We start from the raw sequence: 13,142 nt of genomic DNA, 5'->3' as shown, positions 1-13,142 counted from the left end.
GAAGGAACGAAGTGGACAGGCGACGCACCCATTATTCTTCACTGGTGAATCGTCCCACCTTCCCCATCGACGAACTGCTACCCCGCATCCGCGACTCGCTCGCCGTGCATCCGTGCCTGGTCCTGGAAGCTCCGCCCGGCGCGGGCAAGACCACCCAGGTGCCGCCGGCGCTGCTCGACGCCGCCTGGCTGGGCGACCGCAAGATCGTGATGCTGGAACCACGCCGCGTCGCCGCCCGCGCCGCTGCGCAGTTCATGGCGAAACAGCGCGGCGAAGACGTCGGTGGCACGGTCGGCTATCGCATCCGCTTCGAGAACAAGGTGTCGGCGGCGACGCGGATAGAAGTGGTCACCGAGGGCATCCTGACCCGCATGATCCAGGACGACCCGATGCTGGAAGGCGTCGGTGCGCTGCTATTCGACGAGTTCCACGAGCGGCATCTGTCCGCCGATCTCGGTCTCGCCTTGGCGCTGGACGTGCAGGCCTCGCTGCGCGACGACCTGCGCATCGTGGTGATGTCGGCGACGCTGGATGGCGAGCGCCTGGCGCAGTTCCTCGACGCGCCGCGGTTGAGCAGTGCGGGCCGTAGCTATCCAGTGGCGATCGCGCACTTTCCCGCGCGGCGCGAGGAGGCGCTGGAACATCAGATGAAGCGCGCGGTGGAGCACGCGCTCACGCAACATCCCGGCGACGTGCTGGTGTTTCTGCCGGGCCAGCGCGAAATCATGCGCACCGATGCCGCACTGGCCGGCAGCGAGGCCACGCGTCGCGTCGATGTGCTGCAACTGCATGGCGAACTGCCGGTGGAGCAGCAGTCGCGCGTGTTGCAACCTGATCCCGAAGGGCACCGCCGCATCGTCCTCGCCACCAATGTCGCCGAATCCAGCGTGACCTTGCCGGGCGTGCGAGTCGTGATCGACAGCGGTCTGGCGCGCGAGCCGCGCTACGACCCGAACAGCGGGTTCGCGCGCCTGGATGTGGTGAACATCGCGCAGGCATCCGCCGACCAGCGCGCCGGTCGTGCCGGTCGCGTTGCCGAGGGGTTCGCGTATCGGCTGTGGCCCGAGTCGCAGCGCTTGGAAGCGCAGCGTCGCGCGGAGATCGGACAGGTCGAACTGGCGGCGCTCGCGCTTGAACTGGCGGCTTGGGGCGATGCCAATCTGCGCTTCGTCGACACACCGCCCCCAGGAGCGTTGGCGGCGGCGCGCGAATTGCTGCAACGACTGGGCGCGCTCGATCGGTCCACGATCACGCCCTTGGGCAAACGCATGCTCGCGTTGGGTACGCATCCGCGTCTGGCCGCGATGCTGCTGGCGCCGGAAGACAGAGCTGAGCGCGCGCTGGCCTGCGATCTGGCCGCGTTGCTGGAAGCGCGCGATCCGCTGCGCTCGCGCTCCGACGCGTTGGTCGAACGATGGCAGGCACTGGCGGCGTTCCGCCAGGGTCGCTTGGCCGCCGACGCTTCGCGCTCGGCACTGGCCGCACTGGATCAGGCCAGCAAGCAATGGCGCCGCCGTTTGCGCGTGGACGCACCGCCGCCCTCGGACCTGCCTGCGCACGTGCTGGGCGATGTGCTCTTGCACGCCTACCCCGATCGCATCGGGCGGCAGCATCCGACCGATCCCTATCGTTACCAGCTCGCCAATGGCCGCAGCGCCCGGCTGTTCGACGACAGCGCTCTCTATGGCGAACCTTGGATCGTCGTCAGCGAGCTGCGTTCGCTGCGCAACGATGCCCAGGTGCTGCGCGCCGCGCCCTTGGACGAAGCGCGCCTGCGGCGCGACTTCCCCGAGCGCTTCGTGCGCGAAGACCGCGTGGTGTGGGATGCGCAGGCACGCGGTATCGCGGCCGTGCGCGAAACCCGCTTCGATCGCATCGTGTTGGAGAGCAGGCCGCTGGCGAAACCCGATCCCGCTCGCTATGCCGATGCGCTGGTCGACGCCGTGCGCCAACTCGGCTTGTCGGCGTTGCCGTGGAGCGAAGCCTTGTCGCAGTGGCGTAGTCGCGTGCGGTGTCTGCGCGTGTGGCTGCCCGAACTCGCCGACACGTTGCCGGATCTCTCCGACGCCACGCTGCTGGACACGCTCGACGATTGGCTCAAACCGGCCCTGACGGGCAAGACACGCCTGGACGCGCTCGACGAACAGGCGCTGGGCGAAGCGCTGAAGTCTTCCGTCGACTGGGCGACACGGCAGAAGATCGATGCCCTCGCGCCGACACGGATAGTGGTTCCGTCCGGCATGGAGCGGCGCATCGATTACGGCTTCGACGCCAGCGCCGACGACGGCCAGGGCGCGCCGGAAGCACCGGTGCTGGCGGTGAAACTGCAGGAACTGTTCGGACTGGCGGACACGCCGCGCATCGCCGACGGACGCGTGCCGCTGACGCTGCATCTGCTCTCGCCGGGCGGCAAGCCGCTGCAGATCACGCGCGATCTGCGCAGTTTTTGGGATCGCACGTACCCGGAGGTGAAGAAGGAGATGAAGGGTCGGTATCCGAAGCATCCTTGGCCGGATGACCCATGGAGTGCAACTGCGACGCATCGGGCCAAACCTAGGGGCACCTAGCGCTTCCAAACCGCGGCGGCGCCTTAAACTCCGCCCATGGCGCCTCTGACCGATCCGCAATTCCTACCCTACAAGCTCGATCTCATCGCGCGGCGCGCGCTGGTGTTGCGCATGGACGCCGCGCAGCGCGCCGAGGCGGCCTTTCTCGACGAGCGCGCGTTGAAGCCCAACACCGAAGGCGGTTGGATGCCGCTGGAAATGCTCCTCGACGCCAGCCTGGGCGAAGTGCGAGCGGCCGATGCCATTTTTCATATCGGCCATTGCGGCTCCACGCTGCTGAGCCGTGTGCTCGAAGCCTGGCCAGGCGTGCAGGCCTTGCGCGAACCCTTGCCCCTGCGCACCCTCGCCGAGGCCTGGACGCAGCTTGCCCAGGTGGATTCGCGCTTATCGCCGCAGGAAGCGCGTGCGCTGCTGCGTCAGTTGTGGATGGCCTGGTCGCGACCGTTGGCCGGGCAGCAGCGGACCTTGATCAAGGCCACCAGCAGTTGCAATGGTCTGATCGCGCCCTTGCTCGAATCGCAGCCTGCGATGCGCGCCGTGCTGCTCGACATGCCGCTGCGACCTTATCTGGCCACGCTGCTGAAGTCGCCCGATTCCGTGCGCGATGCCGCGATGGCGGCGGGCGAGCGTCTGCGCGACCTGCACGCTCGCGGCCTAGCCGACGGCGTCGCGCTGTACGCACTGTCGCTGCCGCAGCAATGCGCCATGGGCTGGCTGGCCGAGCGCGTGCGCTTCGCCGCACTGGCGCAGGCGCACTCGGGCCGCGTGCTGCGCGTCGATTTCGAAACCCTGCTAGCGCAGCCTGCCGTGGAACTGCGCCGCATCGCGCAGCATTTGCAGCTCGATCCCGAGCACGTTCCCATCGCGCTGCAGTCGTCCGCGTGGACGCGCTATTCCAAGGCGCAGGACCATGGTTACGGGCGCCAGGATCGCGCACACGATCTGCTACTGGCGCAGGAACGCTACGCGGCCGACATCGAGGCCGGCGAGGCATGGTGCAACGCCCTCATCCAACGGCATCCGCAGTTGGCGACCGTGGCAGCCTGATCGCCGCGAGGCGCTGCCTCAGGTATCCGCCCACATTCGAAACAGATTGGTCTTCAGCGATTCCAGCAGAACTTGAAGGCGTGGGTCGGGCGCGGGCGCGCGCGCAGCGATCGCTCGGGCTTCGTCGAGTTGCACCAGCAGCTCGCGCTGGTTCGCGTCGGCGATCCAGCTGTGCAGCCAGGTGATCGCGGCGACGCGCACGCCGCGGGTTACCGGGGCGACCTGATGGATGGTCGTCGATGGATAGAGGATCGCGTCGCCGGCATTGAGCTTGTAGGCCAGCTCCTGCGCGCCCAGCTGGATGATCAGCTCGCCGCCGTCGTACTCGCCCGGATCGTTAAGGAAGATGGTGCACGACAGATCGCTGCGCATCGGCGGGGTCGACGGGAACAAGGCTTCGTCCACGTGCCAGCCGTAGGTCATGCCCGGCTCGTAGCGCACCACCGTCGCCCGCGCCATCGTGCGCGGCAGCGCGTAGCTGCGCAGGTCCGGGTGCCGCGCCAGCGCATCGCGTGCCAGCTGGGCGATGCGGGTATTGACCGGATCCTCCTGCGAGGCCTGCAGGTTGCGCTTCACGTTCGAAGACTGATTGGTCATGCGACCGTCGCCGAAGGCGACCTGCGGCAGCCATTCGCGGACTGCCTGCAGTTCCGCGGCGTTGAGGACTTGGGGCAGGATTCGGATCATGGTGTGGCAATAATCCGCGCTGGCCGTCGCCGCGGCAACCGCTCACGCCGAGTCAACGAATCGCGGGGGAGACTGATCGCCGGTTTTTCGAAAGGGAGCGAGGCGCCATGAACAGGATCGAAGCGATTTCCGGACGCGCGCTGGAGCTGGCCAGCTCGGTCAGCGACAACGTCCGTCACGCCCTGCCCAAGGCGGGCCAGCTCTTGGAAGCCGGCGCGAAGCTGGGCGTGCTCAAGCAGGGGGCGCGCGTCGCCGGGAAGTTCGTGCGCCGCAATCCGGTGGTGATCGCCGCGGCGGTCGCCGGTGCGGGCCTGCTCTGGTACGCGGCGCATCGTCGCGCCAAGCGTGCCGAACAGGGCAACGGCAAAGAGGCGATCGAGGGCAAGGCGCGCCGCGTCGAAGCCCGCCGCGGCGACGGGCGCCGCACACGCAACGCACGCACGACGCGCAGTGGCGGCTCGCGCAGTCAGCCTTCCGCGGAGAGCTGATAGCGCGGGACGCGCAGCGTCCCGCCTCAGGTCTCCTGGGGAATCGGTTCGCTGCGGATGGGAAGGGCCGCTTCGGGCAGTTCGATGACGAACTGCGCACCGCCGCCTTCGCGTGTCTCGTACCACAGCTGGCCGCCCGCCTTGGCGACGATCTGCTTGGCCAGCGACAGGCCCAGGCCATGCGACATGCTGTCGTCGCCTTCGCGAAGACGCGTGAACGGCTTGAACAACAGCCGCTGCTGCTCAGCCGGAATGCCCGGGCCGCGATCGGCCACGACCAATTGCCAGTAACCGGGCGCGCCGCTACGCGCGGCCAGCGTGAGCTCGCTGTCGGGGGCGTACTTGAGGGCGTTGGACACCAGGTTCTCAGCAACCTGGCGCAGCACGCGCTCATCGATGGCGACGTGCACGTCGGCCGGCGGCGGTGTCGCGAGCACGCGGATACCGCGCGCTTCCAGCTGCATTCCGTAGCGGCGGATCAGCCAGTCCACGGTGTCGGCGAGCGAGGCGCTGGTATCCCCAGCACGCGCGGATGCCGCGCCCATGCGGCTTTCCAAATACTCGCGGATATAGCCGAGCGCGTCGTGCACGCTTTCGTGGATGACGGTGAGATAGTGCGGAACGCGCTCGGGCCGGCAGCCCTCGCTGCGCAGCAGGTCGCTGGCGAACAGGACGCTGCTGAGGGGATTCTTGAGATCGTGCGCGACCAGGTTGACCAGTTCCTCGCGTTCGCGGGCAACGCGTTCGAGGCGGTCGCGGGTGAGCTTGAGGCCGATGTGCGCGTTGACCCGGGCGAGCAGCTCCTCGGGCAGGAACGGCTTGGTCACGTAATCGACCACGCCGGCATCGAAGGCGCGCAGCAGCATGTCGCGATCCTGCGCCGCGGTCACGAACACCACCGGCGCCACCGGCGGCGTCAGGGCCTGCAGCGAGCGCAGCACATCGAAGCCGTCCATGCCCGGCATGATCATGTCGAGCAGCACCAGGTCGGGTGCCGTCTCCCGATACCGCTCCAGCGCCTCGGCGCCATTGCTGGCGACCACGACCTCGTAGCCTTGCCGCGACAGCAGGCTGCTGACGACGCGCAGGTTCACGGGTTGGTCGTCGACCACGAGGATGCGGCCGTTTTGGGCGACGTAGCTCATCGATGGCGGTAGCCGAATTCCCTGCCGGCGGATGGGCCTGCACCGTATCAGAATGCACTGAACCCGCGATGGCGTTGCGGTCAGTTTCCTGAACGAGACAGCATAGGCCGCTCAGCGAGGTGAAGCCGCCGTGATTACAGGCCTCGCCAGGTGCCGGGCTGCAACGCCTCCAGCCGGTGCGGTCCGATGCCGATGCGCACCAGGCGCAGGGTGGGCAGTCCCACCGCGGCGGTCATGCGCCGCACCTGGCGGTTGCGGCCTTCGCTGATCGTCACTTCCAGCCACGCGTCGGGCACGCTCTTGCGATAGCGCACCGGTGGATCGCGCGGCCACAGGGAGGGCGCGTCGATGCGCCGCACTTGCGCCGGTCGCGTACGACCATCGTTGAGGTCAACGCCATTGCGCAGTGCGGTCAGCTGCGCGTCCTGCGGGTCGCCTTCGACCTGCACCCAGTAGGTCTTCGGCTGCTTGTGTTTCGGATCGGTGAGGCGATGGGCCAGTCCGCCATCGTCGGTCAGCAGCAGCAGGCCTTCGCTGTCGTGATCGAGCCGACCCGCCGCGTACACATCGGGCGGCAGCCCGAACTCGGCCAGGGTGCGCCGCGGCGGCACGCTGCGATCGGTGAACTGGCACAGCACGCCGTAGGGCTTGTTGAAGGCGATGAGCATGGCGTGCGGGTGGGCGGTGACATGCGATTGTCGCAGCCGCCGCTGCGCACCGTCATCCGGGCGCGAGGCCTTTAGCTCTCCCTCTCCCCGTCGCTTTGCGACGGGGAGAGGGTGCCGAAGGCGGGTGAGGGGCTTTTGCTTTTGCTGTTGCTTTTAAAGCGTGGTCATTCGCCGCTATCACCCGCCGCCGCGGCCCGAATCGCGCCGTAACCCACTTTAACCGTGGGGCGGCTTTCGGAAGCGCAACGTCATCCGATCGCTTTCCCCGATCGCCTTGTACTTCGCATCGTCCTTCGGGTCGTGATCGTTGCTCGGCGGCAGCGTCCACACGCCATTGGGATGATCGGTGGTGTCCTTCGGGTTGGCGTTGACCTCGCTCTTCGCCTCGAGCACGAAGCCCGCCTTGGTCGCGTAGTCGATCACCAGCTTCTCGGTGAGGTAGCCCGACTTCTTCATCGTCTCCAGATCGGTGCCGGGCTTGGCGCGATGATCCTCCACGCCCAGGATGCCGCCCGGCTTGAGCACGTCGAAGAAAGCCTTGAAGTAGGCATCCGCATTACCGTCCGCCACCCAGTTGTGGGCATTGCGGAAGGTCACCACGACGTCGGCGGAACCCGGCGCGCCGAACACCGGCGCCTTGGGATCGAACATGCGCACTTGCGGGTCGCGGTACACGTCGGCATTCGACGCGAACTTCTCGCGCAGCTCCTTGTTGAGGCGGTAGCGATAGCCGGGCTGGCCCGGAATCGCGTCGTCCCACACCGCGGCGATGTAGTGGCCGTTGCTGCCGATCAGCGGCGAGAGGATCTCAGCATACCACCCGGCCCCCGGCGTGATCTCGATGAGCGTCTGGTGCTGGCGCACGCCGAAGAAACGCAGCGTCTCCAGCGGATGGCGGTACACGTCGCGGGCGACGTTCTTCGGATCGCGCCATTGGCCCTGCACGGCGAGCTGCAGCATCTGGTCTTCGGCCGCCTCGACCTTCTGCGCGGTCTTCGCATCCAGGCCGTCGGTACCGCCGGCGGGGTCGCGCACCGTTTCGCCGGCGCAGGCGGAGAAGGCAAGCGGAAGCAGAGTGGCAAGCAGCAGACGTTTCATGAGGAGCTCCATGCGGGGAAAGGGCGCAGCCTACCGCCACGGCATGACGCCGGCCATCGCAGTCGTTGTCCGCAGTGTTCCGCTCTAGTCCGTGCCGGCCACCGCAGATGCGCGCCCGCGCGGGGCCTTGCCGACCGCGCGCGCATGCACGCATTCGGCGGAAGCCGCGTACTCGTGGGCTTCCTGCAGCAACCACTCACGGAAGGCGAGCAGGCCGCGATGCCGCGCGGAGCGCTCCGGAAACACCAGGTAATGCGCGTACTCGGCTTTGAGGCGTTCCTCGAACAGGGTCGTCAAGCGCCCGGCCTCGACCATCGGCCGCGTCAGCGTGAGCCGGCCCAACGCGATGCCGAGGCCTTCGACCGCCGCGCGGTGCAGCGTCTCGGAGTCGTCGAAGTTGGCGACGAAGCGCTTGGGCGCGGTGCCGCCGAACTCCGCAAACCAGTCGCTCCAGCGTCCGCCGGGCGCGCCGAGCAGCGGAAATTCGCCGAGCGTTTCCAAGGTCGGCTGGCCCAGGCGAGCGATCAGTTCGGGGCTGGCCGTCGGCGCCACCCAGTCGTCAAACAGATGTACGGCGTGCAGGCGCGGCCACTCGCCCGGGCCGTAGCGCAGGCCCGCATCGATGTCGGTCTGGCGCTCGAAGTCGACCTTGTTCACCGTGGACTGCAGATTGATCTCGATCTGCGGGTGCGCAACGAGGAAGCGCGGCAACCGCGGCACCAGCCAGCTCGACGCGAACGAAGGCATCAGGGTTATCGTCAGCACGTCGTCGCGGCGCGCGCGGTAGGGCTGCAGCGCTTGTTCGATCGCGTCGAAGTGCGGCGATACCCGGTCGAACAGGCATTGGCCGTCGGCGGTGAGTTCGACGCCCCGCGCCACGCGCACGAACAGGCGCTGGCCTAGCCGCTCTTCAAGTCCGCGGATCTGGTGACTGAGCGCGCTCACGGTGAGGTGCAGCGACTCGGCGGCGCGTGACAGGTTGCCGACGCGCGCGGCGATGACGAAGCCCTGCAGGGCATGCAAAGGAGGCCGGTTCATGTTGAATCTCTTTCAACACAGACTTGCAGAATGGTCGCTTTTTCGGGGCTGTGCAAGGGTTTAGATTCTCTTCTCACTCAAGACAGGGCCGGAACCGGCCGAGGAGCGGGGAATGAATATTTGGACCGGATTGCTGTTTCTGGACGGCGCTGTCGCCGATGTTCGCCTCGCCCAGGAACTGGCGGGCGATGAATTGGCCGCCGCCGTGCCCACCGCCGCCGGGCAGGTGGCGGCCGACGGGTTGCCGCCCGCCGCCCAGCCGCCCGACCCCTCGACACATGAGCGCGCGCATTGAGCGCCGCCGCAAGCATCTTGCTCTGGAGACGACCATGAACCTGTTCAAAGGCCTGCTGTACCTGCTCGAAAACGACACCCCGGCATCGCCGGTCCTGATCGACGCGCGGCACTACGGCGCCGCGACCGCCGCCAATGAGTTCGCCAACGAACTCGGCAACCGCGCGGCTTCGCAACGCCGCTTCGGTGCTCGCTCGGAGGGATTCGACGACGACGCGCGCTTGAGCGCCGTCGGCGGCTGTCGCTGAGCGGCCAGCTCAGCGGTACGGGAAGGGCGCGGCTCATCGCCGCGCCCTTTTTTGCGCGAGCGTCTGGGGGCGGGGTTTGACAGACGGCCAGCAAATGCGAATCATTCGCGTTTCATATCCTCCCCTGACCATCCATATGCCTTCGCTTCGCCTCCTTGCCGCCCTGATCGGTCTGTCGCTCCTTCCTGCGCTCGCCCAGGCCGATGAAAACTACTTCGGCTACTCCTACGGCGCCGAAACCCTGCCCGCCGGCGGCAACGAAGCCTATGTCTGGCTGACCCAGCGTACCGGCAAGGGCGAAGGCCATTACCGCGCCACGGATGTGCAGTTCGAATTCGAGCACGGCATCACCGACCGGTTCCAGATGTCGTTCTACCTGACCGGCCGTGCCTACAACTATGGCGGCGGCGCGATCGAAGACGAAGAAACCGGCGAGCCGATCAAGCTCGACCGCGGCCTCGATTTCGACGGCGCGAAGGTCTCGATGAAGTGGAATCTCAAGAGCCCCGAGCGCGATGGTTACGGCCTCGCGCTCTACCTGGAGCCCGAGTACTCCACGCTGCATCGCCCGGACGGCGAGCGCTTCAAGGAAGTCGGCCTGGAAAGCAAGCTGATCCTGCAGAAGAACTTCCTCGACGGGCAGATCGTCACCGCCTACAACCTCACCCTCGAGCCCGAGTGGGAGCGCGAAGACGGCGAGTGGGAGGAAGAGCTCTACGTCGAAAACAGCGCCGGCGTTTCCTACCGATTCGCGCCGAACTGGTTCGCTGGCGTGGAGACGCGCGTGGATATGGCCTACCCCGAATACAGCTCGCGCGAGTTCTGGGCCTGGTACGCCGGCCCCACGCTGCACTACGGCGGCGAGAAGTACTGGGCCACGCTGACCTGGATGCCGCAGATCAAGGGCGGCCCGATCGACGCAGAACGCTCCGATCGCCTGCACCTGGAAGAGCGTGAGCGCAGCGAAACGCGCCTGAAGTTCGGCGTCAATTTCTGATTACGTAAACCCCGACGCCCGCCGGATCGAAGCGGGCGCATTCCTTCCGCATGGACCTCGCCTGATGATTCGCCATTGTCTGTTCGCCGCGCTGTGCGGCACCGCTTTCCTCGCCCCCGCGGCGCACGCCGATGAAAACCTGTTCGGCTACGTCCGTGGTTCGGAACTGATCCCTGACGGCGGCTGGGAGCTGTATCAGAAGGTCACCCAGCGCGCCGACAAGGGCCAGGGCGACTACACCGCGTACGACTACGAAACCGAGCTGGAATACGGCGTCAGCGACCGCTTCAACGTCGGCGGTGCGCTCCAGGCGATGTCGCTCGACACCAGCGGCCTGAGCATCAATGGCTACCTGCCTGGCGATCGCGACATCACCAAGTTCTCGGGCGTCGAGGTGTACGGCAAGTACAACTTCCTGCGCCCGGCCGCGGATGGCATCGGCCTCACCACGCGCTATGCGCTGGAATACCAGTGGATCGACAAGCACTCCGGCCAGGACAAGAAGACCGTCACCGGCGAATTCGATCTCCTGTTGCAGAAGTACTTCCTCGATGCGCAGCTGGTGTGGGTTGGCAACCTGGGCATGGAAGCGACCTGGGCCGACCGTGAGCCGATCGCCAACCTGCCGGCGGATTTCGAATGGCCGACCGATCCGGAAGTCGAACTCGAGCTGAAGGCTGGTACCGGCTTGAGCTACCGTTTCGCGCCGAAGTGGTACGTCGGCGCCGAAGCGCTTTACGAAACCGAATTCGAAACCGAAGTCGGCCAGGAACGATGGAGCGTATTCGCCGGCCCGAGCCTGCATTATGGCGACCAGAAATGGTGGGCGACGCTGACCTGGCTACCGCAGATCCGCGGTGGCGGCGAGCAATACGACGGCCAGCGCGACACCGATCTGCATCTGATCGAAAAGACCGAACGCGAAGCCCGCCTGAAGGTCGGCTTCAACTTCTGAGCAGCGAAAGGAACAGGCCATGCGTCGCGACTTCAACGTGCAATGGTTGTTGCCCGCTGCCACCGTGCTGGTGGCAGCGCCGGCGATGGCTGCGACCTATTTCACCGTCGAGCAGGCGCAGCAGAAGCTGTTTCCTGGCCAGGCGTTGTCTCCGGTAGCGGTCATGCTCACCCCGGCGCAGGCCAAGGCCGTGCAGAAGGCCAGCGGCCTGCGCGTGCGCGAGCCGGCATTGAAGGTGTGGCGCGCGGCCAACGGCGGCTGGTTCTATCTCGATCAGGTGCTCGGCAAGCACGAGATGATCACCTACGCGCTTGCGCTCGACGCGGACGGTGCGGTGACCGGTCTGGAGATCCTCGACTACCGGGAAACCTACGGCGGCCAGGTGCGCAATCCGAAGTGGCGCGCCCAGTTCACCGGCAAGAAATACGGCGCGCCGCTCAGGCTGGACGTCGACATCGTCAACCTTTCCGGCGCGACTTTGTCGAGCGCCCATGTCACCGAAGGCGTGCGCCGTTTGCTGGCGACGCATTCCCTGGTCGTCGCGGCGAAGTAGGCCCATGGGCGCGAGCGCCGCGCTGCTGTCAGAAGTGCCTCGCCGCGAAGGCGGGGCGCTACAGCGTGTCCTACCCTTGCTGGGCACGTTCGTCGCGATCCGCATCGACGCCTGCGCGAAAGACCCGGAAGTGGCGATCGAAGCCGCGTTCGCTCGCATCGATGGCGTCCACCGCGCGATGAGCTTCCACGACGCCGGCTCCGAACTCTCCCGACTCAATCGCGACGCCGCCGCTTCGCCACAACGGGTCGGGGCCGACGTGTGGCGCGTGCTGCGCGCCAGCCTCGCATTCGCCCATGCGAGCGAAGCACGCTTCGATCCGACAGTCGCGGGCCGCCTGGTGCGGTCTGGCCACCTGCCGCACCCCGACGCGCCGGCGCCCGATCCCGCTGCCACCTGGCGCGACGTCGATCTGCTGCGCGATCAGCGCGTGCGCTTTCGCCGCCCGCTGTGGCTCGACTTCGGCGGTATCGCGAAGGGATACGCGGTCGACCTCGCTGTAGCCGCACTGCGCGCGAATGGGGCTGAATCGGGAGTCGTGAACGCGGGCGGCGATCTGCGGGCATTTGGTGCCACCCAGGAAGTAGTGCACGTACGCGATCCACGCGATCCCGCCCGCGCGATGCCGCTGCTGCAACTGCGCGAAGGCGCGCTCGCGACCAGCGCCGGCTACTTCAGCACGAACCATGGCCGCAGCGCCCTGGTCGATACGCGCGGCGACACAACGCTCGGCCATGGCGTTTCGATCAGTGTGTGCGCGCCGCGGGCGATATGGGCGGATGCCCTGACCAAGGTCGTGGCGAGCGATGCCGCGGACGCGGTGCCGTTGCTGCGCCGCCTGCACGCCCAGGCGGCGCTGGTTGACGCCACTGGCGGCGTCCGGACACTGTCCTGATGAAACTTCACGGCCACGAGCGCCTGCGCCTGCCCGGTTGGGTGCGCGCCTATGTCTACGTCGCCGGCGCGCTGTGTGCGCTCAGCGGCAGTGCTTGGCTGCTGCTGCATAACTTCGTCCAGCACGAGGGCGAGTTCGGCCCGGAACCTTCCCGGTTCGAGCACCCAAGCCTGGTCCTGCACGGCGTTTGCGGACTGCTGCTGCTGTGGGTATTGGGCCTGGTCTGGTTGCCGCACGTGCGCCGCGGCTGGAACAAGCCCCAACACCGCTGGGTGGGCGGAACCATGGCCGCGCTGATGCTCTGGCTCGCGCTGAGTGCTGCCGGCCTGTACTACCTCGGCGACGAGCAATGGCGCGGCTGGATCAGCCTCGCGCACTGGTCGCTGGGGCTATTTGCAGCACTCTGGCTGCCGCTGCACATCTGGATCGGCCGACGCCGCATGCGCCGCGGCGGCTGATGCG

At 67.2% G+C, this 13,142-nt stretch carries 15 protein-coding genes; 10 read left to right on the top strand and 5 right to left on the bottom strand.

From position 1 onward, the window contains the following. The first annotated feature begins 44 nt into the window (after window positions 1-44). Window positions 45-2,567, top strand: coding sequence for an ATP-dependent helicase HrpB (hrpB, locus tag ACYVJ8_RS12505; protein WP_460712859.1), 2,523 nt, complete (start codon window positions 45-47; stop codon window positions 2,565-2,567). 36 nt (window positions 2,568-2,603) lie between these two features. Then, window positions 2,604-3,614 (top strand): sulfotransferase, encoded by a 1,011-nt coding sequence (locus tag ACYVJ8_RS12500; protein ID WP_460712857.1) that lies wholly within the window; start codon window positions 2,604-2,606, stop codon window positions 3,612-3,614. 18 nt (window positions 3,615-3,632) lie between these two features. Here the strand turns inward: ACYVJ8_RS12500 and ACYVJ8_RS12495 are convergent, their stop codons facing one another. Beyond that, the gene (locus tag ACYVJ8_RS12495) at window positions 3,633-4,301 is read right to left on the bottom strand and encodes a Fe2+-dependent dioxygenase (RefSeq protein WP_460712856.1); all 669 of its coding nucleotides are present in this window, start codon (window positions 4,299-4,301) and stop codon (window positions 3,633-3,635) included. A 107-nt stretch (window positions 4,302-4,408) separates the two neighbouring features. Here ACYVJ8_RS12495 and ACYVJ8_RS12490 point away from each other — a divergent pair, with 107 nt between their 5' ends. Next, on the top strand, window positions 4,409-4,789 hold the full coding sequence (locus tag ACYVJ8_RS12490; RefSeq protein ID WP_460712854.1) for a hypothetical protein: 381 nt from the start codon (window positions 4,409-4,411) through the stop codon (window positions 4,787-4,789). Window positions 4,790-4,815: 26 nt separating this feature from the next. On the opposite strand, the gene ACYVJ8_RS12485 is transcribed toward ACYVJ8_RS12490, so the two are convergent. The 4 genes from ACYVJ8_RS12485 to ACYVJ8_RS12470 all read right to left on the bottom strand — a co-directional run bounded on the left by ACYVJ8_RS12485 (window position 4,816) and on the right by ACYVJ8_RS12470 (window position 8,738). Continuing rightward, complete coding sequence (locus ACYVJ8_RS12485) at window positions 4,816-5,934, bottom strand: hybrid sensor histidine kinase/response regulator (protein ID WP_460712852.1); 1,119 nt, start codon at window positions 5,932-5,934, stop codon at window positions 4,816-4,818. 134 nt (window positions 5,935-6,068) lie between these two features. Next, the gene (locus tag ACYVJ8_RS12480) at window positions 6,069-6,602 is read right to left on the bottom strand and encodes a pseudouridine synthase (protein WP_460712850.1); all 534 of its coding nucleotides are present in this window, start codon (window positions 6,600-6,602) and stop codon (window positions 6,069-6,071) included. 216 nt (window positions 6,603-6,818) lie between these two features. Then, window positions 6,819-7,700 carry a class I SAM-dependent methyltransferase gene (locus ACYVJ8_RS12475; protein WP_460712848.1) on the bottom strand — a complete coding sequence of 294 codons (882 nt, stop codon included), beginning with the start codon at window positions 7,698-7,700 and terminating at the stop codon, window positions 6,819-6,821. A gap of 84 nt (window positions 7,701-7,784) precedes the next feature. Continuing rightward, the gene (locus ACYVJ8_RS12470; RefSeq protein ID WP_460712846.1) at window positions 7,785-8,738 is read right to left on the bottom strand and encodes a LysR substrate-binding domain-containing protein; all 954 of its coding nucleotides are present in this window, start codon (window positions 8,736-8,738) and stop codon (window positions 7,785-7,787) included. 112 nt (window positions 8,739-8,850) lie between these two features. On the opposite strand from ACYVJ8_RS12470, the gene ACYVJ8_RS12465 reads away from it, so the two are divergent. The 7 genes from ACYVJ8_RS12465 (at window position 8,851) to ACYVJ8_RS12435 (ending at window position 13,138) form a co-directional block, all read left to right on the top strand. Further along, entirely contained in the window at window positions 8,851-9,033 is a 183-nt protein-coding gene (locus ACYVJ8_RS12465; protein WP_460712844.1) for a hypothetical protein, read from the top strand. A 34-nt stretch (window positions 9,034-9,067) separates the two neighbouring features. Next, on the top strand, window positions 9,068-9,280 hold the full coding sequence (locus tag ACYVJ8_RS12460; protein ID WP_460712842.1) for a hypothetical protein: 213 nt from the start codon (window positions 9,068-9,070) through the stop codon (window positions 9,278-9,280). Window positions 9,281-9,416: 136 nt separating this feature from the next. Then, window positions 9,417-10,277 carry a DUF6662 family protein gene (locus ACYVJ8_RS12455; protein WP_460712840.1) on the top strand — a complete coding sequence of 287 codons (861 nt, stop codon included), beginning with the start codon at window positions 9,417-9,419 and terminating at the stop codon, window positions 10,275-10,277. Window positions 10,278-10,341: 64 nt separating this feature from the next. Continuing rightward, on the top strand, window positions 10,342-11,232 hold the full coding sequence (locus ACYVJ8_RS12450) for a DUF6662 family protein (RefSeq protein WP_460712838.1): 891 nt from the start codon (window positions 10,342-10,344) through the stop codon (window positions 11,230-11,232). Window positions 11,233-11,251: 19 nt separating this feature from the next. Continuing rightward, window positions 11,252-11,785, top strand: coding sequence for an FMN-binding protein (locus tag ACYVJ8_RS12445; RefSeq protein ID WP_460712836.1), 534 nt, complete (start codon window positions 11,252-11,254; stop codon window positions 11,783-11,785). A 4-nt stretch (window positions 11,786-11,789) separates the two neighbouring features. Then, a complete protein-coding gene (locus ACYVJ8_RS12440; protein ID WP_460712834.1) occupies window positions 11,790-12,680 on the top strand; it encodes an FAD:protein FMN transferase in 891 nt (296 codons plus the stop codon). Beyond that, window positions 12,680-13,138, top strand: a complete 459-nt coding sequence (locus ACYVJ8_RS12435) for a hypothetical protein (protein WP_460712832.1) — start codon at window positions 12,680-12,682, stop codon at window positions 13,136-13,138. Before ACYVJ8_RS12440 ends, ACYVJ8_RS12435 begins: the two co-directional genes overlap by 1 nt. The last annotated feature ends 4 nt before the right edge of the window (window positions 13,139-13,142 follow it).

This window comes from Lysobacter terrae (assembly GCF_054782215.1).
Note: the sequence above shows the minus strand (reverse complement) of the source record. Positions and strands in the feature narration are given on the sequence as shown.